This window comes from uncultured Sulfitobacter sp., assembly GCF_947497275.1.
Lineage (GTDB): Bacteria > Pseudomonadota > Alphaproteobacteria > Rhodobacterales > Rhodobacteraceae > Sulfitobacter.
The window spans coordinates 145,712-168,470 of record NZ_CANMFS010000001.1; the positions used below are offsets into that span (position 1 = coordinate 145,712).

14 protein-coding genes are annotated in these 22,759 nt (G+C 61.8%); 10 read left to right on the forward strand and 4 right to left on the reverse strand.

The window, feature by feature from the left end; all coding sequences use genetic code 11:
• Positions 1 to 5: 5 nt before the first annotated feature.
• From Q1A06_RS00690 to Q1A06_RS00715, 6 genes are read left to right on the forward strand one after another with little or no spacing between them, the layout of a single operon-like run.
• On the forward strand, positions 6 to 980 hold the full coding sequence (locus tag Q1A06_RS00690; RefSeq protein ID WP_299557651.1) for a glycosyltransferase family 2 protein: 975 nt from the start codon (positions 6 to 8) through the stop codon (positions 978 to 980).
• Entirely contained in the window at positions 977 to 5,455 is a 4,479-nt protein-coding gene (locus Q1A06_RS00695) for a MupA/Atu3671 family FMN-dependent luciferase-like monooxygenase (protein ID WP_299557653.1), read from the forward strand. The genes Q1A06_RS00690 and Q1A06_RS00695 overlap by 4 nt, the downstream gene beginning before the upstream one ends.
• A complete protein-coding gene (locus Q1A06_RS00700; RefSeq protein ID WP_299557655.1) occupies positions 5,452 to 6,153 on the forward strand; it encodes a 4'-phosphopantetheinyl transferase superfamily protein in 702 nt (233 codons plus the stop codon). Before Q1A06_RS00695 ends, Q1A06_RS00700 begins: the two co-directional genes overlap by 4 nt.
• A 4-nt stretch (positions 6,154 to 6,157) precedes the next feature.
• Positions 6,158 to 7,120: a hypothetical protein gene (locus Q1A06_RS00705; protein WP_299557657.1), complete on the forward strand. Its 963-nt coding sequence runs from the start codon at positions 6,158 to 6,160 to the stop codon at positions 7,118 to 7,120.
• Positions 7,117 to 9,636, forward strand: coding sequence for a hypothetical protein (locus Q1A06_RS00710; RefSeq protein ID WP_299557659.1), 2,520 nt, complete (start codon positions 7,117 to 7,119; stop codon positions 9,634 to 9,636). Before Q1A06_RS00705 ends, Q1A06_RS00710 begins: the two co-directional genes overlap by 4 nt.
• A complete protein-coding gene (locus Q1A06_RS00715; protein WP_299557660.1) occupies positions 9,633 to 10,469 on the forward strand; it encodes a glycosyltransferase in 837 nt (278 codons plus the stop codon). The genes Q1A06_RS00710 and Q1A06_RS00715 overlap by 4 nt, the downstream gene beginning before the upstream one ends.
• Here Q1A06_RS00715 and Q1A06_RS00720 read toward each other — a convergent pair.
• Complete coding sequence (locus Q1A06_RS00720; protein WP_366523477.1) at positions 10,466 to 11,692, reverse strand: glycosyltransferase; 1,227 nt, start codon at positions 11,690 to 11,692, stop codon at positions 10,466 to 10,468. The two genes, Q1A06_RS00715 and Q1A06_RS00720, sit on opposite strands and share 4 nt — an antisense overlap.
• 90 nt (positions 11,693 to 11,782) lie before the next feature.
• Here Q1A06_RS00720 and Q1A06_RS00725 point away from each other — a divergent pair, with 90 nt between their 5' ends.
• Positions 11,783 to 13,126: an oligosaccharide flippase family protein gene (locus tag Q1A06_RS00725; protein ID WP_299557662.1), complete on the forward strand. Its 1,344-nt coding sequence runs from the start codon at positions 11,783 to 11,785 to the stop codon at positions 13,124 to 13,126.
• Between the two features lie 2 nt (positions 13,127 to 13,128).
• Here Q1A06_RS00725 and Q1A06_RS00730 read toward each other — a convergent pair whose 3' ends face one another.
• The 3 genes from Q1A06_RS00730 to Q1A06_RS00740 form a co-directional block, all read right to left on the reverse strand.
• The gene (locus Q1A06_RS00730; RefSeq protein ID WP_299557664.1) at positions 13,129 to 14,388 is read right to left on the reverse strand and encodes a DUF874 domain-containing protein; all 1,260 of its coding nucleotides are present in this window, start codon (positions 14,386 to 14,388) and stop codon (positions 13,129 to 13,131) included.
• A gap of 186 nt (positions 14,389 to 14,574) precedes the next feature.
• Positions 14,575 to 15,558, reverse strand: a complete 984-nt coding sequence (locus tag Q1A06_RS00735) for a CpsD/CapB family tyrosine-protein kinase (protein WP_299557666.1) — start codon at positions 15,556 to 15,558, stop codon at positions 14,575 to 14,577.
• A gap of 53 nt (positions 15,559 to 15,611) precedes the next feature.
• Positions 15,612 to 16,358, reverse strand: coding sequence for a sugar transferase (locus Q1A06_RS00740; RefSeq protein ID WP_299557668.1), 747 nt, complete (start codon positions 16,356 to 16,358; stop codon positions 15,612 to 15,614).
• A gap of 1,439 nt (positions 16,359 to 17,797) precedes the next feature.
• Between Q1A06_RS00740 and Q1A06_RS00745 the strand changes: the two genes are divergently transcribed.
• The 3 genes from Q1A06_RS00745 to Q1A06_RS00755 are packed head-to-tail and all read left to right on the forward strand — an operon-like array spanning position 17,798 to position 22,710.
• Entirely contained in the window at positions 17,798 to 18,865 is a 1,068-nt protein-coding gene (locus Q1A06_RS00745; protein ID WP_299557669.1) for an HlyD family efflux transporter periplasmic adaptor subunit, read from the forward strand.
• Entirely contained in the window at positions 18,862 to 21,603 is a 2,742-nt protein-coding gene (gene rbbA, locus Q1A06_RS00750) for a ribosome-associated ATPase/putative transporter RbbA (RefSeq protein WP_299557671.1), read from the forward strand. Before Q1A06_RS00745 ends, rbbA begins: the two co-directional genes overlap by 4 nt.
• 3 nt (positions 21,604 to 21,606) lie before the next feature.
• Positions 21,607 to 22,710 (forward strand): ABC transporter permease, encoded by a 1,104-nt coding sequence (locus tag Q1A06_RS00755; RefSeq protein WP_299557673.1) that lies wholly within the window; start codon positions 21,607 to 21,609, stop codon positions 22,708 to 22,710.
• Positions 22,711 to 22,759 lie beyond the last annotated feature (49 nt).

Consider the following 22,759-nt stretch of genomic DNA (forward strand, 5'->3'; position numbering starts at 1 on the left):
GCACGATGGCGCGGCCCACACTCCTCTGTGTCCTGTTGAACTACCGCACGCCGGAGATGACGCTGCGCGCGGCCACGGCGGCTTTGGCCGACCTTGACGCGATGGGCGGTGAGCTGGTGATCGTGGACAATGCGTCGGGCGACGGATCAGAAGATATGTTGCGCCGCGAGGTCGACGTGCGGGGCTGGCACGAAGGTGGACGCGTCCGCGTGATCGGCTCGCCAGTCAATGGCGGCTTTGGTGCAGGCAACAACATCGGCATACGGGCCATGCTGAGCGATGGCGGGGCACCCGACTATGTCTACATCCTGAATTCCGATGCATTCCCGGACGCAGGGTCCATTCGTGCGCTGATCGACCATCTGGAGGCGACGCCGGACGCCGGCATCGCCTGTTCGCATGTGCGTGGAGAGGACGGGCAAACCCACACGACGGCCTTCCGCTTTCCGTCTATCGCGGGCGAATTCGAAGGAGCCGCCCGTCTGGGCGCGGTTTCACGGTTGTTGTCGCATGCTCGGGTTGTGCTGCCGCAGCCGGGCATCACCCAACAGGTGGATTGGAGCGCCGGCGCCAGCATGATGCTGCGTCGATCGATGCTGGATGATATCGGCATCTTCGACGAGACTTTCTTTCTGTATTTCGAGGAGACGGACCTGTGTCTGCGGGCCGCGCGGGCGGGGTGGTGGTGTTGGTACGTGCCGCAAAGCCGTGTCGTACACATCGGATCCGTTTCGACCGGTATGAAAACCAAATCACGCATGCCGCAGTACTGGTACGATTCCCGCCGCCACTATTTTATCAAGAATTACGGGCGTGTTTATGCTGCTTGCGCGCTGCTCGCCCATGTTGGGGGGGGGCTGCTGCACCGTTTGCGCATGGGGCTTGCGGGACGCAAACCGCAGGATCCGCAGTGGTTTCTCAGCGACATGATGAGCCACGCCATCACCAGATACCGCCTGTCCCGGGAGGACCGACCATGACCGCACCGTTCAACCCATCCGCGTTTTCCTGTGTGATCCTCGGCGACCAGTCGCTGACGATTGCCTGCGCGGACATCATCCACGCTGGCGGACACAGGATCAGGGCGGTGGTGAGTGATGATGCGGATGTCGCGGCGTGGGCGCAGGCGCACGGCATCACGGTTTTCCACCGTGCCAACGATCTGTATGCTGCGGACCTGGGTCCATTCGACTGGCTTCTGAGCATTGCAAACCTGCGCATCTTGCCGGACGCTGTTCTGGCGCTCCCGGTCAAAGGCGCGGTGAATTTTCACGACGGCCCCCTGCCGCGCTATGCCGGGTTGAACACGCCTGCTTGGGCGGTGATCAACCGCGAGGTACGCCACGGAGTCAGCTGGCATCTGCTCGAAGGCGGAGTGGACGAAGGCGATCTGTTGGCGCAGCAAATCATCGACATCGCCGATGATGAGACCGCCTTCAGCCTCAATTCAAAATGCTATGCAGCGGGTATGGAAAGCTTTGTGCGGGTGATGGCGCAGCTGGAAAGCAGTACGCTGGCGCGGCAGCCGCAGGATTTGCGCGAGCGCAGCTATTTCGCCAAGGACCAACGCCCTACTGCTTTGGGTTTGCTGGATTTTGGTCAACCGACGGCTGATCTGCTCGCCTTGGTGCGCGGGCTGGATTTTGGTGGCTACTGGAACCCATTCGGTATTTCAAAGATCGCCCTTGCCGACGTTGTTTTTCTGGTCAAGCGGGCTGTGGCGGCGGTGGGACACGGGGTGGCCGGCACGGTGCTGGAAGCGGACGGGGATCGGCTGCTGGTCGCTACGGCGGACGGCGCCGTATCGCTGGAGGGGGTCGAGGCGCTGGGCGAAGGGGTGGCGTTGCCGGATGTCGGTGCGGTTTTGCTGCCGCCGGGGCCCCGTCATGCGGCCGCACAAACCTCTTTGGTCGCGGACGAGGCGCATTGGCGCCGGGCGCTGGCGCGTGCCGATGCGCTTGACTTGCCCCTCGCGCGGGGCCGCGTGACGGGCGAGTGGATCGTGCGGACGGTTCCGGTTCCGACCGGCGTAACCGCTCCGGAAGCACGCGAGGCGGTTGCGGCGTTTCTGCGGCAAAGCGTGGGCAGAGCGGGCAGCGTCGGTCATGCCGTCACACCGGTGCTGCGCGGGTTTGCAGGCGATTGGGTGCCGCTGGATATCGGCGCCCCGATTAAGCCGCAGATGGCTCGAATCGGCGCAACAGGCGGCTTCGCGACGGATCTTGCCATGCGGGATCCGGCCCTTGCAGCGAACCGCCCGTCGATCATGGTCGGCGATGCGCCGGTTGCCGGCGCCGCGCTGACCGTGGTACTCGGCCATGGCGAAATCACACTGCACGCAGATGCGGGGGTGCTTTCGGTGGCGGCGCTTGATCTGCTCGCAGCGCGGCTTGCGCACGCTTTGCAGGGGAATACCGGCTTGCCGGAGATCGAGCGCAAGCTTCTGACCAACGACTGGAACGCCACGCAGACAGATTATGCCGCAGTACCGATCCACGAGAGCTTTGAAGCGCAGGTGGCGCGCACACCCGACGCCACCGCGCTGGTTTTTGAGGATCAAAGCCTTACATTCGCGCAACTCAATGTAGCCGCGAACCGGCTGGCACATGCGTTGATCGCGCAAGGCGTGACCGTGGGCACACCCGTTGGCCTGTCGACGGGGCGTAACCCGGATCTGTTGATCGGGGCGCTGGGCATCCTCAAGGCGGGCGGGGCCTATGTACCGCTTGATCCAGCGTATCCCGCCGATCGTATCCGGCACTATATTACCGACAGCGGCGCGCCGGTTATCGTGACGCAAAAGGCTCTCGCGCAGGGACTGCCGAATGGCGAGGCGAAGCTGGTGCTGCTCGACGATGGTACTCTTGACGGTTTTGCCGACACCAACCCGGCGGCGGGGGCGGGCGCGGATACGCTTGCTTACCTGATCTACACGTCCGGATCGACGGGCACGCCCAAGGGCGTAATGGTGGCGCACGGGAATGTCGCCAATTTCTTTGCGGGCATGGATGCGCGGATCGAACATGTGCAAGGCGATGCCTGGCTCGCCGTGACGAGCCTGTCATTCGATATCTCCGTGCTTGAACTGTTCTGGACCTTGTCGCGCGGTTTGAAGCTGGTACTGGCGGGCGACGACAGCCGCACGGAACTGTCGCGCGGGCCAATCGGGATTTCGGATCGCAAGATCGATTTCAGCCTTTTCTACTGGGGCAATGATGACGGTATCGGGCGCGAAAAATACCGGCTGCTGCTCGACGGCGCCCGGTTTGCGGATGCTAACGGATTCAACGCGGTCTGGACGCCGGAACGGCATTTTCACGCATTTGGCGGCCCATATCCCAACCCGTCGGTGACCGGTGCCGCCGTTGCGGCCGTCACGCAGAACCTCGCGGTACGGGCGGGATCGTGTGTCGCACCCCTACACCACCCCGCGCGGATCGCGGAGGAATGGGCGGTGATCGACAATCTGACCAATGGGCGCGTTGGCCTCGCCATCGCCAGCGGCTGGCAGCCCGATGACTTTGTTCTGCGCCCCGAAAACACGCCCCCCGACAACAAACCCGCAATGTATTCCGCCATCAAACAGCTACGCAGCCTCTGGCGCGGCGATGCGGTGGACTTTGCCACGAAAGAAGGCACTCCGTTCCCCGTCGTCACCCAGCCACGCCCGGTGTCGACCGAATTGCCGATCTGGGTCACGACCGCAGGCAACCCCGAGACATGGAAAGAAGCTGGTGAGATCGGCGCAAACGTGCTGACCCATCTGCTGGGCCAATCGGTTGCGGAAGTCGGCGACAAGATCAAGATCTACCACGCCGCCCTGCGCGGGGCGGGGCATGATCCGGCGAATTTCAAGGTGACGGTCATGCTGCACGCCTATCTGGCGGATACCCGTGCGCAGGCGGAGGAAGTCGCACGCGCCCCGATGAAGGACTATCTGCGCTCTGCGGCCGGACTGATCAAGCAATATGCCTGGGCCTTTCCCGCATTCAAGAAGCCGAAGGGCGTGACCAACCCGTTTCACGTGGACCTTGCCGGACTTGATTCCGAAGAAATGGAAGCGATCCTCGAATTTGCATTCCAGCGGTATTTCAACGACAGCGGACTGTTTGGTACGGTCGAGGATGGCATTGCGCGGACCGAAGAGCTGAAACGCATCGGGGTGGACGAAGTCGCCTGTCTGATCGATTACGGCATCGACGTGGATACAGTGCTGGAAGGGTTGAAGCGACTTGCCGACGTCCTGGCGCGCGCCAATGCAGGGAGCGCCCTTGAAGCCGACGATTTCTCGCTGGCCGCGCAAATGGTGCGCCACAAGGTCAGTCATCTGCAATGCACACCCTCGATGGCGCAGATGATCGTCATGGATGACACCGCACGACACGCGCTTGGCGGGCTGAAAGAGCTCATGGTCGGCGGTGAAGCCTTGCCCGGTGCGTTGGCAACGGATTTGATGCGGGCGACATCCGCACGGCTTCAGAACATGTACGGTCCGACGGAAACGACGATCTGGTCCACAACGCATGAAATGACGCAGGCCGAGAGTACCGCAGCTATCGGTACGCCCATCGCCAATACGCAGGCGTACGTTCTGGACGAGCGCCTCTCTCAGGTCGCTGCGGGTGTTCCGGGTGAGCTGTATATCGCTGGCGACGGGGTAACGCAGGGGTACTGGAACCGCGCGGCGATGACTGCGGAACGGTTTGTCGACAATCCGTTCGGTGCGGGAAAGATGTACCGCACCGGTGATCTGGCAGCATGGCGCGAAGATGGCATCCTCGGCTTCATCGGGCGCGCCGACGATCAGGTAAAGATCCGTGGCCACCGGATCGAATTGGGTGAGATCGAAAACGCGCTGACCGCTGTTGCCGGGATCACGCAGGCGGTCGTGATCGCCCGTGAGGCGCCGGGCGGCACACAATTGGTCGGCTACGTAACGGGCAAGCTGGACGATGAGGAGGCGCTGCGCCGCGTACTTGCAACGCGACTTCCCGGTATCATGATACCTGCGCGCATCGTTGAAATAGCCCGGATGCCGTTGACACCGAATAAGAAAATAGACCGCAAAGCCTTGCCCGTGCCTGCATCACCGGTCACTGCCAGCGCCCCGCTGGCACCCGCCGACGACATGCAAGAGGCCATCGCCGCAGTCTGGCGTACGGTCCTGGGTGTCACGCAGGTGCAGCCGACGGATAGTTTTTTTGCGCTGGGTGGTCATTCGCTGCTGGCGGTGCAGGCCCACCGCGACATCAGGGCTGCGCTCGACACGGACCGGCTCAGTATCACCGACATCTTCCGCTATCCCACGCTGGAGGCATTGGCGGCACACCTTCAGCAGGCGGGGAAACCCACGCCGGAGGAACCGACCGGTGCACAGCAGGAAACGCCGGTGAAATCGGAGACTATGTCAAAGCGGCGTGCGATGCGGGCAGGTAGGACCAGGGCCGGCACGTGACGGCGCAGATCGACCTCATCGCGGATCTTACGCGCTCGGTGCTGCCGCTGGGTCTTGGCGTTGCGGCGCGCGATCCCCGACTGATGCCCGATCATGTGCACGCGTCCGAAGCGGCTCTCGTGGGCCGGGCGGTGCCAAAGCGGCAAGCGGAGTTTCATTCCGGCCGGGCAGCGGCGCGGGCGGCAATGGCGACACTCGGGCTGCCGCCCGCGCCGGTGCTGGCCGGGGCTGACCGTGCCCCGATCTGGCCCGAAGGACTCTTGGGGAGCATCTCACACACCGCAACGGCATGTGTCGCGACCGTCGGGCTTTGCACCGACTGGGCCGGCATCGGTGTGGACATCGAAGATGACGCGTCGCTGCCTGATGATCTTGTTGAGGAAATCTGCACCTGCCCAGAGCGCGACTGGCTTTCCAGCCTTCCCCATGCAGAGCAAGGCGTGATGGCGAAGCTCATTTTTTCCGCTAAGGAAGCGGCCTACAAGGCGCAGTATCCGATGAGCGGCGCCTTGTTCGGCTTCGACAGGCTGTGGGTAAAAATTGACCGCCGCCGGGCCCGGTTTGATGCACATTTCGTCGACCCACCACCGCCATTTCACCGCATGGAAAGTCTTGCCGGCGCATACGTCCATGCGGCGGGAATCCTTGTCACCGGCGTGGCAGTTGGGCAGTCTGAGGCAAAGCGGTTTGCGGGCTGAACAGGTGACAGGCAAGACATACACTAGACGCGGCATGGCGCGGGTCGCGGCGGGGGCCGTAATAGGTGTGGGAGTGGCATTGGCACTGCGTGCGGGGATGCGTCGCGCGCGCGAGACGCAGGCGCGCGCGCTCTACACCGCCCCGCTTGATCCGCCCCCGGGGGCGTTGAACGTGTTTCATCTGGGTCACTCTCTGGTCGGGCGCGACATGCCTGCCATGCTGGCGCAGCTTGCACCTGCGGGGCACAGCTATGCCAGCCAATTAGGCTGGGGCGCGAGCTTGCGGGCGCACTGGCATCCGGACGTGCCGGTCGGCGGCTTCGACATCGAGAACGATCATCCGCGTTTCGTCCCGGCGCGCGAAGCGTTGACTTCGGGGACGTTCAGCGCGGTGGTACTGACCGAAATGGTCGAACTGCGCGATGCACTGACCTATCACGACAGCGCGCAATATCTCGCAAATTGGGCGCGGCTGGTCCGCGCAGGCGGTCCCGATGCCAAGCTGTATCTCTATGAGACATGGCATCATACGGATGATCCTGCCGGTTGGCTTGACCGCATAGATGCCGATTACGAGGCGCTTTGGCTGCGGCAACTCGCCTTGCCTGCTGTCGCGGAACTGGGAACGCCGATCCATCTGATCCCGGCGGGGCAGGTGTTGGCGGCGTTTGTGCGGGCGCTGGACGAGGCGGACGGCATCGGCAACGTCGATACCGGATCCGATCTGTTTGCGCGCACGCCTGAAGGCGCTGTGGATACGATCCATCTGGGTGATCTGGGGGCCTATCTGGTCGCGCTGACCCACTATGCGGCCCTGTACCACCGGGACCCTGCCGGTCTGCCGCGAAGGTTGCTGCGGGCGGATGGCAGGCCGGCGCAGGCGCCTGATGCGCAGGCGGGCGCCGCGATGCAACGGATCGCCTGGAATGTCGTGCGGCGCACCCCGTTCAGCGGGGTCGCGGCATGAGCGATCTTGCAAGCGCCCTCTTTTCGGTCGTCATGGTAGGTCACAGCCTGTTCGGGCAAACCAGTCCGGACATGCTGCAAAATGCGTTGCAGGCGACAAGTCCGGGCGCACGCGTAGAGGCGCAGATTATCAACGGTGCGCCCCTCCAATACAATTGGGACAATTCGGACAACGCTGAAGGGATCGACGCGCGTATGGTCTTGCCGCAGGGCACCACGACCGATCTGGTCCTGACCGAAGCGATCCCGCTGGCCAACCACCTGAAATGGAGTGACACGGGCGTTTACGCTGAGGCCTTCGCGGGCCTTGCGCTTGCCGCCAACCCCGATGTGCGCGTTTTCGTGCAGGAAACCTGGCACAGTCTGAATAGCGGGACGGGCGTGGCGATTGCCCATGACGCAAAATCCGATGTGGCTTGGCGCACGCGGATTCGTGACGATTTAGCGGCATGGGAGAACATCGTAGCGCTGCTGCGCGAAGGGCATCCCGATACCGCCAGCCAGATCGGCCTCATTCCCGCCGGACAGGCTTTGGCGCGGCTCGATGATGCTATTGCCGAGGGGACCGTGCCGGGCCTTGCGGGTATCGCGGAGGTGTTCGATGACGATATCCATCTGAACGCGCGCGGGCATTACTTTGTTTCCATGGTGCAATACGCGGTGTTAACCGGGAAGGACCCCACAGGATTGCCGCACGAGCTGACCGATCGTTATGGCACCCACATCGATGTTGTGAATGCGGCGATGGCGGCGGGTTTGCAGCGCGTCGCGCGCAATGCAGTCGATGCGTACCAGGGTGGTCAGTTCACGGCGGCACCCGCCGAAACCGCGCCGCCCGCGCCCATCGGCAGCCGCGCGCCGCCGGTCATCCCTGCTGTACGGACGACTGCACAGCCATCGGCAACAAGTGCTGGGATTCCCATGGCGGTGGGGCTGGCACCGGTAACGGACTGGAGCGCGCAACAGCCGTTTCTAGATGTAATGAAAACGGCGCGTCCGTGGCTGGGCCATTTGCCCGGAAGGTTCGGTGGTATCGAATACGATGCACTTGTCAGTGGTGGTTTCATCGACGCCGACGGCTGGGTGACAGGATTGCCGCGCGAGGCCGGGTCTGTCGGTACGTTGATCCTGACGGACCAGCCCGAAGCTGCGGTATCGCTGGCGGGGCGCTATGTGTTGCGTTTCGAGGGATCGGGGGTGGTGGAGCCATTGGGGCGCGCGTCCAACATCCGTTACGGGCGGGGCGAGGTTCGCTTTGACTATACACCGGGTCCGGGCAGCGTCGAAATCCGCATCCAGCGTAGTTCGGCGTCGGATCCGGTCCGTCACATCAGCGTGGTGCACGAGGACCGACTGGCGATGTGGCAGAATGGGGAAATTTTCAATCCCGACTGGCTGCGCCGGTTGGAACCGTTCGGGACACTTCGGTTTATGGATTGGATGGAGACCAACAACTCAGACGTGCAGAAGTGGGAGGGGAGCCCGAGGGTAAACGACGCAAGCTGGGCGCATCATGGTGTGCCGCTGGAAGTGATGTTGAAGCTTGCTAACACCCTTGGGGTGAATGCATGGTTCAACATGCCCCATCTGGCCGATGACGCCTATGTCCGCGCCTTCGCCGCACAAGTGCATGACGGGTTGGATCCTGACGCACAGGCTTTTGTCGAGTATTCCAACGAGGTTTGGAATTTTCAGTTTGCCCAGACCCGCTGGGCCGATTCGCAAGCGCAGGCGCGCTGGGGAAAGAAGGACGTCGGCACACAGTTCTATGCGCTGCGGGCGTCACAGATCGCTCGGCTGTGGTCGATGGAATACGGGGATCACGAAGACCGGCTGGTCAATGTGATCTCAAGCCAGACCGGCTGGCTCGGACTTGAAAAGGACATCCTGAATGCGCCGCTGGTGGTGGCCGAAGGCGCGCCTGCACCCGTCGAGGCGTTCGACGCCTACGCGGTGACGGGCTATTTCGGCGGTATCCTCGGGCTGGAGGCGCGCCGGGACATGGTCCACGGCTGGCTCGACGAAAGCCTCGCGCAGGCAACCGAAACAGCGACGGCGCAGGGACTGACCGGCGACGCGCGCCAACAGGCGATCGAGTCGTCAAAGTATGACTACGCCACCGCCGTCGCCGCGCAGGAACTGACGGACGGCTCGGTGTCGGGTCAGCAGGCGGATACCGTGTTGGATCTGGGCAGCCGCGTGTGGCCGTATCACGCGGCGGTGGCGGCTAGGGCGGGCCTGGATCTGATCATGTACGAAGGTGGCACGCATGTGGTGGGCATCGGCGCGCAGGTCGATGATGACCGATTGACCGCGTTTTTCCACCATCTGAACTATACGCCGCAAATGGGCGCGCTGTACGAGGCTCTGTTCGCGGAGTGGCGCGCGGCGGGGGGCGGCATGTTCAACGCTTATGCGGACGTCTATGTGCCGACGAAATGGGGCAGCTGGGGCGCTTTGCGGCACCTCGACGATGACAATCCGCGCTGGGACGCGTTGGTGAAAGCGGCGCGATGACCGTTGATCTGAGTGTCCTGATCCCCGCCCATGACGAGAGCGACTATATTGCGCAGTGCCTCGATGCGCTGTTGGGCAGTGACCCGTCGGGTGCTGCGGTCGAAGTGATCGTTATGGCCAACGGGTGCAGCGATGCAACCGCCGATATCGCACGTGCGCACGCAGCACGTTTCGAGCGCAGGGGCTGGCCGCTGACGGTGCTCGATTTGCCTGAAGGTGACAAGATGAAGGCGCTTAACGCCGGGGATGCGGCGGCGTGCCACGGCGCAAGGGTGTATGTGGATGCGGATGTGGTCGTTGGCGCAGAGCTTTTAGCGCAACTGGCAGATGTGTTGGATGCAGATACACCACGCTACGCCAGCGGCAGCCCGATCGTGACGACGGACGCAAGCGCGTTCACCCGTGTCTACGCGCGGTTCTGGGCGAGCCTGCCGTTTTGCACGCACGGCGTGCCCGGATTTGGCGTGTTCGCCGTGAACGCGCAGGGTCGCAAACGGTGGGGACCCTTTCCCAACATCATCTCCGACGACACTTTCGTGCGGCTCAGCTTTCTACCCAAGGAACGCTTTCGAGTGCCCGCGACCTATCGCTGGCCGATGATCGAGGGGTTCGGACCACTGGTTCGGGTGCGCCGACGCCAGGATATCGGGGTTGCGGAAGTAAGATCGCTCTATCCGGAACGCTGGGCGAACCACGATCCCACCCCGCCAGAGGCGCGCACCCTTGTGGGTTACGCCCTCCGGGACCCGGTGGGTTTCGTCGCCTTTGCCGCAGTCGGCGTGTCGGTGCGATTGCCGCACCGCGCGCAGCCCCGGTGGGCGCGCGGACGCTAGCCGGCAGCTATAAGAGTGGCAAGCTTTGCTGCTTCTAGCGCGGCATCGTGCCGGTCGAGTACACGCGCCCGCGCGGCTTGTGCCATTTCCGCTGTCTTCGTGTCCGGTGTCTCCGCTAGGGCGCGCATCGCACCCGCAAGCGACGCGACGTCGCCTGCCGGGACGAGCCAGCCGTTTGCACCGTCCTGCACAAGTTCGGGAATCCCCGCGATATAAGTGGCGATCACGAGACGCCCGGCGGCCATCGCTTCCATGATGACCATTGGCAGGCCTTCGGCAAAGCTGGGCATCAGCAGCGCATGGGCTGCATTGAGTTCTTCGAGGATCCGCGCCTCATCGACCCACCCCGTAAGCGTCACACGCGCTGCAAGATCAAGTGCGTCGATCCGATCTTCGATCTGAGTGCGCATTTCGCCATCGCCGATCAGCGTCAGGTGCGCATCCGGATGCGTTTCGCACAATTGCGCCAATGCGTCGAGCGCCAGAAGCTGGCCTTTCTGCTCGACGAAGCGGCCTATGATGACGAAACGCGGGGGACCGGCAGGGAGAGGTTGGGGCGCAGGAAAGCGCGCCTTGTCGACCCCGCAGTGGACCACCCTGATCCGGTCCCATTGGTCCGGTCCCGCCCAGCGGGCAAGCTGGCTGCGGCCAAAGCTGGTGATCGCCACGGTGAATTTTGAACGCGCGATCTTTGTGCGGAGAGACAGGGCGCGCGGAGCATCGAATTCTTCGGGACCGTGGACGGTAAAACTGTAGGCCGGACCGCCAAGCGCGTTCGACAGCATGGCCACGGCAGCCGCATTGGTGCCGAAATGCGCGTGGGCGTGGGAAGCTCGCGCCGCACGGCAAAGCTGTACGACATGGGCCGCCTCCGCAAGATAGATCAGGTGTTTGGCCACACCTGCCTCGGACCTTCGGCCACACCGGATCGCCAGCCGCATGGCGGCCGCGAACCGGGCAGGTGCTGCAAGAAAGCTGCGCAGCGCGGCCATTCCCAGAGCACCCGCGCCGGCGCACAGCACGTAAGTCGTCGCCGCTGCTTCCTCGACATCCTGCGCGTCGACCAGCGGCGCATCGCCCGCCCGCATCGCGATCCGGGTGACGTTGTGACCCTGGGCCTCAAGCGCCCGGATTTCGCGGCGAATGAAACTGTGCGACGGCTGTGGATAGCTGTTGAGAATATAGACGATGTTCAAAAGGGCTGTGTCCTGTCGTGGCTTCATTGTCGTCCTACGCGCGCTCTTGGCACTGGCACAAGAGGGCTGTGCGCGATAGCAAGAGCATAGCAGGCAAAGCAGGGAATATTACGGCGAATGGGTGGTCTTTTGCAGCATCTGGGCGACACCGGACTGATGGCGCGGGTGCTGCGCAGCACATCGTGGATCATGCTGGGATATGGTGCATCGCAGGGGCTTCGGCTTGGCTCGAACCTGATACTGACACGGATATTATACCCGGAAGCTTTTGGCCTGATGGCGTTGATCAGTCTTGTGACGGTCGGGTTGATGTTATTCTCGGATGTCGGCATCGCCCCCTCAATCGCACAAAGCAAAAGGGGCGACGATCCCGATTTCCTGAATACCGCTTGGAGCATACAGGTGGTGCGCGGGCTCTGCCTGTGGCTCATTGCCAGCGGCCTCGCGGCGCCGCTGTCCGGGTTCTACAGCGCCCCCGAATTAAAGCTTTACCTGCCGATCGCCGCCTTGGCCCTGCTGGTGTCGGGGTTCAACCCGACGCGGATCGAGACGGCGCATCGGCACCTGTTGATGGGGCGGCTGACGCTGCTGGATCTCGCTTCGCAACTGATCGGAATCCTGGCCATGATCGCGCTGGCGTGGTGGTGGCAGTCCGTAGCGGCGCTTGTGGTGGGCGGGGTCATCGCCGCGTTGGCCAAGCTGGCGCTGACGTGGACGGGATTGCCGGGCGCGTCCAACCGGTTCCGGTTCGAGCGCCGGGCGTTTGCCGAACTTGTCGGTTTTGGCAAATGGGTGTTTCTCAGCACGGTTTTCTGGTTCTTCGCCTCACAGGGCGACAAGGCGGTGCTTGGCAAATACCTCAGTCTCGAAACGCTTGGCGTTTATAACATCGGCTTTTTCCTTGCGAGTTTCCCATTGCTGCTGGGTGCCGGTGTTACGGGGCGTGTGATGATCCCGGTGTACCGCGATGCCAAACATCAAACACGCAAGATCGCCAGCTTGCGCTACGGCCTGAGCGGGGTGATCCTCGTGCTCCTGCTTGGCATGGCGCTGGCCGGGCCTTGGCTGGTGGGGGTAATGTATGACGTGCGGTATGCGCAGGCAGGTGCGATGGTGACGCTGCTGGCGCTGGCTCTGGCGCCCCAGGTCATCGGCCTGACCTACGATCAGGCGGCGCTTGCGGCCGGGGATTCGCGGCGTTTCTTCATCGTGACCGCGACGCGTGCTGTTCTGCAGATCAGTTTTCTCGTGGTCGGCGTGATCGGTTTCGGCCTGATCGGTGCGCTGGTCGGAATGGGGCTCGCGCAGCTGTTGACCCACGCTGCGGTGGTCTGGTTGGCGCGGGTGCACGAGGTCTGGGACTTGCGTCACGACGTGTTGACGGGGGGAATCGCGGCGCTTGTTGCGTGTCTGGCGCTTTGGTTGCACCAGGACGTGCTGGTGGCGCTGGCCGCCGGGTGATCTCAGGAGTGACGTGCGATGCGTGCAGCGCGGCCTGCCTGACCGTCGGCGCGCCTTTTTTCCCGCATCCTGCGCCAATTTGAGCTTTGATATTTCGGTGAAAGCTCCGGAATCGAGACCACAGGAACCACGCCGGTTTCGCGCTCCATCTGGCGGGCCGACCGTATGATCGGTCGGCGCAACTCCAATAGCCAAGCGAGAAGAAACGCGAGTGCAACAAAGGCTGCGGCCCCCAGGATCGCACGTTTCTTGCGGCTCATCGTGATGGGATAATCGGGTATCCGTGCCTCTTCGAGGATCGCCAGCCGCTCCCCTTGCGCCTCGCTTTCAAGCGAGAATCCGACCTGTGCCTCGTTGCGGCGGGTCGAGACCACCTCCAGCTGGGCTTGCAGCTGTTCCCGCCTGCGCTCAAAATTGTCCAGCGCGCGCTGGACCTCGGGTGAGCTTTGGATGGTTTCACGCAGCGCGGTGCGGCGCTGGTCAAGCAAGGCGCGTTGTTCCGTCAGGGTCTGAAGCTGTGCGTCGAGATCCTGCTCCTGCCGGGCGACGGTTGCGGCGCGGGCGCTGCGGTCGATCTGCGTGCGCGCGAGCTGTGCTGCGATGATGCCACGGTCCAGTTCCAGGATACTCACATTAAGCTGTGCAATCTCCGCGAGACGGAATTCGACGCCGCCTTCTACGGTAATATCGTTCTGCTTGCGAAAAGTCGCCAGCTCCGCTTCAAGACCGGCAATCTCCTCGATCAGTGCATTTTCCTGTTGCTGAAAAAAGGCAAGTGTCTGAGCGGTTTGTTTCTGACGTTGCGCCGCCATCAGAGCACGGGTGCGCAGGCCGAATTCATGCGTCACATCGCGGGCAAGCCTTGCGCCTTCCATTTCGGCGGTGATCGTCAGAACCGAAATTGTGCCGTCGTCCGAGACACCTTCGCGCGCAGCAGCGACGCCGTTGATGCTGACCGAGCGGCGCAGCAGGTCCACTTTCTCGCTGGGTGTGAGTGCATCGAGATTTGTGTAGAGGCCGAATTTCTCGATCATCGACGCTAGGCTGTCACGGGCCATCAATTGCTGTTGGATCAACTGCAATCGCCGGGCCGAGGAACCTTCGACAGTCGAGCGCGCGAGATCATCGTTGATCATCGGCTGTTCCACCTGAATCACTTCGGAAGAGCGGTACACATGGACATAGCTCAGGGCCCAGAAATAGGAGCCGACGCAGCCAAGGATGATCACGGTCAGGATCAGCGGCAAACGCCGTCGTGTCATGTCCAGGAAATCCTGCAAGGTATAAATCGGACCCATTCTGTTCCTGTCCCTTGTCATGCCGTCCGGCCGTTGGCGTGGCATCATGCCGAAATGCCGTTGAACCGGTACCGGACGCTGTTATCGGGGAATCTTGGCTATAGTATGACAGCCCCTATCGGAAGCAAAGCGATGCCGGAAGGGTTTGGTTCAATACCGCGGGATGCTGGAGGCGCGGGCCCGGTTCAGGATCACGCCGAGAAGCGGAACCTGGCCGTCGAGCATCCGCTCGCATTCGGCAAGGTGCTTTGCCATTGTCTGGGTGCCATCGGAAACCAGCAGAACACCGTCAAGCTGCGGCAGAAAAGCGGAGGTGTCGTCGTAACCGAGCAGGGGAGGCATATCGTAGAGCACGATATCGGGGCGCAGTGCCTCGCGCATCGCGGCAAGGCTGCGCGCGGTTGCGGGATTCTGCAATATCTCTGCCGCGTCGTGTTCCATGGCGTCGTTCAGGCCAAGTGCCAGCGTCTCGCCGATGCGCACGAAAAAGTCGCTGATGGCGATGTCACCTTCGAGAAAGTCACGCGTGTTACCACCCGACGCCGGTACGGAGATGTCCAGCGCTGTGGCAAGGCCGGGTGCGCGCATGTTCAGATCCATCAAGACAGTGCGCGAAGAGGGGACGCGGGCCAGACTGGCTGCGAGGTTGGCGGCGGTGAATGTATTGCCGCACCCGGCGGTCGGTGACGCGACGGCGATGTTGGTCCAGCCGTGTTGCCCGACGGTCTGGCGCAGGCGCGTCCGCAAGAGATCAAAGGCCCGCGATACGTCGGTTGCGCGGAAATCTTCCGCCGCCTGGCTGCCTTCGAGAATGTGCTGATCAGTGCCCGGCGACTGCACATGTAGCAGATCCCAGAGATCGCGGTGGTGAGAGATGCGCGACGTCCCCGTGTCAGAGGGGATGTCCACGACCCTTCCACGCGGATCGACGATCATGGAAATATCCTCTGGCCGTATCACGTCTTCTGGTGAGACGTATTGCGGTGTCGCGTCCTCGCGTGTCGCAAAGAAGCGGCGGGGACGTGTAAAGCTGCCACCCGCAGGCACCATGCGGTCATTTTCCGAGGCCGCATCGCATTCGGATTTGGGCGTGTAAGTATCCTTCATTGGATTGGACTTTCGGGTTACAGACATGGTCTGAAGATAAGACATGCAAGATTTATTTCAAAGTATACGATCTGCACAGATCAACATCCCGTACGGCGTAACATCACGCCCACGGTCTTGAAGATAATCGATACATCGGACTTGAGTGACAGGCTGAGGTCGTATTCTGCATCCACTTCATTGCGGAATGAAAAACGGTTCTCGTTGCGGGCCGAGACTTGCCAAAGACCCGTAATACCGGGACGCAGTGCAAAGTAATGCGCCGGTGCGCCGTACATTGCCAGCTGCTCGGGCATCATCGGGCGCGGGCCGATCAAGCTCATTTCGCCGGTCAACACGTTCCAAAGTTGCGGTAGTTCGTCCAGTGATGTGGACCGTAGAATTGCACCGATGGGCGTGACGCGGGGATCGTCGTGCAGTTTCTGCTTTTCGTCCCATTCCCGGCGCAACTCTGGATCAATAGACAGATAGGTTTCCAGAACGTCATCGGCATCGCGTGTCATCGTGCGCAGCTTGAGAATCGAAAATCGTGTACCGTCGCGTCCAAGCCGGGCCTGGCGATAGAACGGGTTGCCGCCCTCGATCCATAGCGCCAGCGCGGCGACCACCACTATAGGCAGGAAAAACGGAAGGCCCATTACAATAAGCAGCACTTCAAGGGCCCGCTTGCCGCCATTGCGGTAGATGGAACGCGGCACATCGGATGCGACCGGCGAGTGTCCCAACTCGGCCGCCCGAACGAGTGTCAGATGTGCGCCCAGATCACCGCCGGCCGCCGCGAGACGTGCTAGACCGTATCCCGGCTGGTCGGCATCAAATTTCTTCATGGTCCAAACCCCCCCAGGGTTCATACTCTCAAATGGCAAGGCACACGGCAGACTATATATTGCCGTTTTTTGTGCAGTCTGTTCGGCGGACGGATCGAGTGGCAGCATCGACGCATCTTTTCGGTCGTCATCGGCATAGAGCCGTTACCGGCTCTATGTCACTTCACACCCGCGTGTAATGGTACATCGGGTTCAGATCGCATGACGAACAAAATGCTGCCTGCGTATTGCCTATTAGATAACAGATTTTCGACACATTTTACGGGGAATTTTCGAAACAATCTGTTTCTGCGCTAATACGTTAGCCTGCAAAAACGCTGAATGGTCAAACGCGATACTGCCATATGGTAAGGAAAATAAGGTGGCAGCACGGGAGGACGAAGTATGTGCTGCTATTATACTTGAATTATGATCAAACCATCGCACTGTCAACGGGCGAGATTTGACCGGTTCGCCAGACGTGTTCGGCGTTTAAGGATGGTCTGTTCTTGAACCGAAGAAACAGACGATTAAGCGATCAAGATGCACGGAAGAACAAAATTGCGGGATTTCAATAATGCACCAGTGTGGGTTTCGTGCGAAGAGGACTATGACGCCAGAATAGTTCAGGCGATGTGAACATCTATGAATGGTGTGCGACTTTTAGCCGCATAGAGGTGTCCGATGCCAAAAAGCCGAAAGACTAATATTCGGGATGTCGGCTGTTCGGACAATCGCTGACCGGTAGGATCGCGCGAAGCATGATCCCCAAAAGGACGCTTGCAGCTTTCGCTCCGGTGCAAAGGCTGGTCTTTGGATTGCGGGGGTCTTACCCGGATTTATCGTGAAGAATGGACAACTGTACGCAAACGTGGGCCCGGACGCCGATGGGATTTCTAGGGCCAAGCCCATAGGCGGAAGCTGTCAGGTGCGTGCCGTCCAAGAACTGGATCGCTTCGCCGAATTGCGTGGATATCCCTGCATACTAGTTCGCGGTTGCGGGGTAGAACTGGCTTCGAATGCGGTCTGGAAATGGCAGGGAAAAGCCAAGATCGACTGACACTACAACGCGCCGGGCAAGCCATTCCGAACGAATCAGCGCAAAGCTAACTGGTAAGATGCGCGATGGATTCCTGAACGAGCTTTCGTTCGACAGCCATCCCCATATCCGCAATCTTGTGGCCACATGACGTCCCGATTTCAACCGCCACCAACCGCATACAAGTCTTTTTGGCATGACCCCGACGGACTATGCCAAACGGACGAAAGAGGGCCGAAACCTGAACGAAGCTGATCCAATTTAGCGGATTCGATCGGAAGCAAATTAATCCTGGACCGGTTGCGAACCGGCGGAAATAGTAGGACCGCTTCTTTACAAGACCGTGAGCAGAAAGTTTATTGGTGGCGTCATCGGTCGAAGATCTAACGAAATTCGACCCGCAACAGTAATCGAGCAATACATGACAAATACCAGAAATCTTCTTTTTATCGCGGTTGCCGTGGTCGGCGCCGTATTGGGTTTCCTGTTCTGGAAGGGAAACGGCAATGGCGAGGTTCCCGAGGGTTTCGCGCGCGGCAACGGGCGTGTCGAAGCGGTTGAGATCGATTTGGCCTCGAAGCTTCCCGGACGAATTGAAACGATCCTGGTGCGGGAGGGCGAGCTTGTCGAGGCTGGGCAACCGCTGGCCGCGCTTGACGTTCGTCAGCTGAAAGCCAACCGGCACCAGGCAGAGGCGGAACTGCGCCGTTCAGAGATCGCGGTCGAGAACGCCCGACTGATGATCCAGCAGCGTCAGGCGGAAGTACGTGCAGCCGAGGCGGTTCTGTCACAGCAGCAATCCGCCCTTGATGCCGCAGAGCGCCAGTTTGCCCGCTCTGAGGCGCTGGCGGGAAGCAGTGTCGCGTCCGAGCGGCAACTCGACATCGACCGATCGAACGCGCTGGGTGCCGAGGCCGCTGTCGCCTCTGCCGAGGCGAAATTTACGGCGGCGCAGATCGGAGTGTCCGCAGCCGAAGCGGCAGTGGTCGGGGCCGAGGCGGCGGTGGCAGCGGCAACTGCGACGATCGAAGCGATCGATGTCCAGATCGAGGACAGCACGCTGAAAGCGCCCCGCCCGGGACGGGTGCAATACATCGTAGCACAAGCAGGTGAAGTCATAGGCGCAGGCGGACGCGTGATCAACATGATCGATCTCAACGACGTGTACATGACGTTCTTTCTGCAGACCGCCGCGGCGGGGCGGGCCGGATCGGGGACCGAGGTGCGCCTGATCCTGGACGCGGCACCTGACATTATCATTCCGGCCAAGGTCTCATTCGTGTCGGACGTGGCACAATTCACCCCGAAAACGGTCGAGACCGAAGTCGAACGCCAAAAGCTGATGTTCCGGGTCCGCGCGCGGATCGCGCCGGAACTGCTGGCAAAATACCTTGATTACATAAAGACCGGTCTGCCCGGCGTCGCTTGGGTGCGCCTTGATCCCGCGCTGCCCTGGCCGGAGGTCACCGACGGCAGGGTGCTGGAATGACGGCCGCCGGACCTGTGGTGCGGACAGAGGGGCTTTCGCTTCTCTACGGCAAGGTCCGGGCACTTGACGCGGTTTCAATCGACCTGCCGGCGGGCTGCATCGTCGGTCTGATCGGGCCTGACGGGGTGGGAAAATCCAGCCTCCTGGCGCTGATTGCCGGGGCGCGAAAGATGCAGGCAGGGCGGCTTGACGTACTTGGCGGCGACATGAGCCGCGCAGGCCACCGCGCCCGTATTTGTCCCCGGATCGCCTATATGCCGCAGGGGCTGGGGCGTAATCTTTATCCGACGCTTTCAGTACGCGAGAATGTGGACTTCTTCGGCCGGCTTTTCGGCGAGAGCCGAGGCGAGCGCGACAGGCGGATCGCCGATCTGCTGGATGCGACTGATCTTGCACCCTTTGCCGATCGCCCGGCGGCCAAGCTCTCGGGCGGCATGAAGCAAAAGCTGGGCCTGTGCTGCGCGTTGATCCATGACCCCGATCTGCTGATCCTGGACGAGCCTACAACGGGCGTCGATCCGCTGTCGCGGCGTGAATTCTGGGCCCTGATCGCGCGCATCCGCCTGACGCGTCCCGGCATGAGCGTGATTGTCTCCAGTGCCTATCTGGAGGAGGCCGCCGAGTTCGATCACCTTGTTGCGATGGACGAGGGCAAGGTGCTTGCCACCGGCAGCCCCGCCGAGATCCTGAACCGGACCGGTGCCGCCGATCTTGACGAGGCTTTCATAGCCCTTCTTCCCGCAGAAATGCGCGACCGTCACCACGATCTGACCGTTCCCCCGCGTGACCCCACAGGGCACGACGGCTACGTCGTAGAGGCCGAAAACCTGACCGTCCGGTTCGGTGACTTCGCAGCGGTCAAGAACGTGAGCTTTCGCATCGGGAAGGGTGAGATATTCGGCTTTCTGGGGTCAAACGGTTGCGGCAAGACGACGACGATGAAGGCGCTGACCGGGCTTGTGGAACCTGCCGAGGGAACCACGCGGATCGACGGCCGAACGGTTGATGCACGCGACATGGCCACGCGCAAGCGCATCGGCTACATGACACAGTCCTTCTCGCTGTACTCCGAGTTGACGGTTCGTCAAAACCTCGATCTTCACGCGCGGCTATTCGACATGGAGCCCGACGAGATCGTGCCGCGGATCGCCGAGCTTGCGGAGCGGTTCGATCTTGAGGCGGTTCTCGACAGCCTTCCACTGCGGTTGCCGCTTGGGATCCGTCAAAGATTGTCGCTGGCCGTGGCGCTGATCCACCGCCCGGAGGTGCTGATCCTGGATGAGCCGACTTCGGGCGTCGATCCGGTGGCGCGCGACATCTTCTGGCAGGCGCTGGTGGATCTGTCCCGAAAAGACGGTGTGACGATCTTTATCTCCACGCACTACATGTCCGAGGCCTCGCGATGCGACCGGATTTCGCTGATGCATGAAGGCCGCGTGCTTGTCAGCGACACGCCCGAAGCCATTCGCGAAGGCGCCGGGGCGGCGACGCTGAACGATGCCTTCATCCACCATCTGGAACGCGCGCAAGGCGAGGGCGGCAAGCCTGAGGCTACCGATGAATTGGATCTGGACGCCGAGGTGCCAGCCGCACCACGGCGGCGGCGCGGACGGTTCAGCCTTGCCCGACTCCTGAGCTTTTCGTGGCGCGAGTCGCTGGAGTTGCGCCGCGATCCGATCCGCCTGACGCTCGCAAGCGTTGGCAGTGTGATCCTCATGATCGTACTGGGATACGGCATTTCGATGGATGTCGAGGATCTCAAGTTTGCGGTGCTCGATTTCGACCAGACCATTGCCAGCCAGTCCTATGTCAACGATCTGGCCGGGTCGCGTTACTTCGACGAACAGCCACCGCTGATTGATCATGCCGACATCGACCAGCGAATGCGCGCGGGCGAGATCAGTTTGGCGCTGGAAATTCCGCCGGGGTTTGCCGCAGATGTCGAACGCGGCCGGCCCGTCGAGATTGGTGCCTGGTTCGATGGCGCCATGCCGATGCGTGCGGACACGGTGCGCGGCTATGTCCAGGGGATGCACCTTCACTGGCTGACCGATCAACTGCGTCAGGTCTATGGCGACGACGCGGTCGCCGGCAGCTATAGCCTGGAAATGCGCTATCGCTACAACCCCGATGTCGAAAGCCTGTCTGCGATGGTGCCTGCGGTGATCCCGCTCTTGCTGATGCTGATCCCGGCGATGCTTGCCGTACTGTCCGTCGCGCGCGAAAAAGAAACAGGCTCCATCGTGAACCTCTATGTCACCCCGGCCCTGCGGCTGGAATTTCTGCTCGGCAAGCAGGTACCCTATGTTGTGCTGGGGTTTCTCAACTTCCTGTTGCTGCTGGCGCTGGCGGTGTTCGTCTTCGGGGTACCGGTCAAGGGCAGTCTTTTGGCGCTTTCGGCGGGGGCGCTGATCTATGTCATCCTGGCGACAGGGCTGGGCCTGCTGATTTCGGCCTTCACCCGCAGCCAGGTCACGGCGCTGTTCTTTACCGCGTTGGCGACACTGATCCCGGCCACGCAGTATGGCGGTATCATTGATCCGGTCTCATCGCTGGAAGGCATGGGTCGCATCATTGGCGAAGTGTTCCCGACCAGCCATTTCGTCACCATATCGCGCGGGGTTTTCGGCAAGGCACTGGATTTCGGTGATCTGGCCGGATCCTTCCTGCCGATGCTCCTGTTGGTGCCGGTGCTTGTGGCGCTCGGGTCGTTTTTCGTGCGCAAGCAGGAGGCCTGAACGATGCGCCCCCGCCATGTGCTGTCCCTTGCGGTCAAGGAGCTTCGCGGGCTGATGCGCGATCCGCTGCTTCTGGCGTTGGTGTTGTATGCCTTTACCCTGGACATCTATTCCCACGCCACCGCCATGCCCGAAACGCTGAACCGCGCGACGATCGGTATCGTTGACGAGGATGCCTCGCCCCTGTCGCGGCGCGTGGCAGACGCATTCCTGCCCCCTTATTTCGTGACGCCCGACCAGATTGATGTGGCCGAGATGGATGCGCGCATGGATGCGGGCATAGATACGTTCTCGCTGGTCATTCCGCTGGATTTCCAGAGTGACCTTGTGGCGGGCGCACGGCCCGAATTGCAACTTAACGTCGATGCGACACGGATCAGCCAAGCCTTCACCGGCGCGGGCTATGTTCAGGCGATCGTCAATCAGGAAATTGCCGGCTGGACAGGGCAGGAGGCCGTTGTGCCCGTCGATCTTGCGTTGCGTGCGCGATTCAACCCCGCCCTGGACCCAGGCTGGTTCGGCGCGCTGACGGCGGTGATCAGCGCCGTGACAATGCTGTCGATCATCCTGTCGGGTGCCGCGCTTATCCGGGAGCGTGAGCACGGCACGGTCGAGCACCTGCTGGTCATGCCGGTCAGCGCGGCCGAGATCATGACTAGCAAGGTGCTCAGCATGGGCGGCGTGGTGCTGGTGGCGGCGGGGTTGTCGCTGACTTTCATGGTGCAGGGGGTTTTGGGGGTCCCGGTGGCGGGGTCGGTGACGCTGTTCCTCATAGGCGTGGCGCTGCATCTGTTCGCCACCACCTCGCTGGGAATCCTTTTGGCAACGATCTCGGGGTCGATGCCGCAATTCGCCATGCTGCTGCTTCTGGTGCTGCTTCCGCTGGAAATCCTATCCGGGGGGATGACGCCGCGGGAATCAATGCCCGAGATGGTGCAATACGTCATGCTGGCGGCGCCCAACACCCATTTCATCGCGCTCGCACAGGCCGTGTTGTTCCGCGGTGCGGGACTCGCAGTGGTCTGGCCGCAGCTGCTGGCGCTGGCAGTGATCGGATCCGCGATGTTCGCCTTCGCCTTGCGACGGTTCCGCGGCTTCCTGCGATAACGCAGTCTATCCGCCCCCTCGACTGTTGTGGAGAGACCTTCTCACTAAT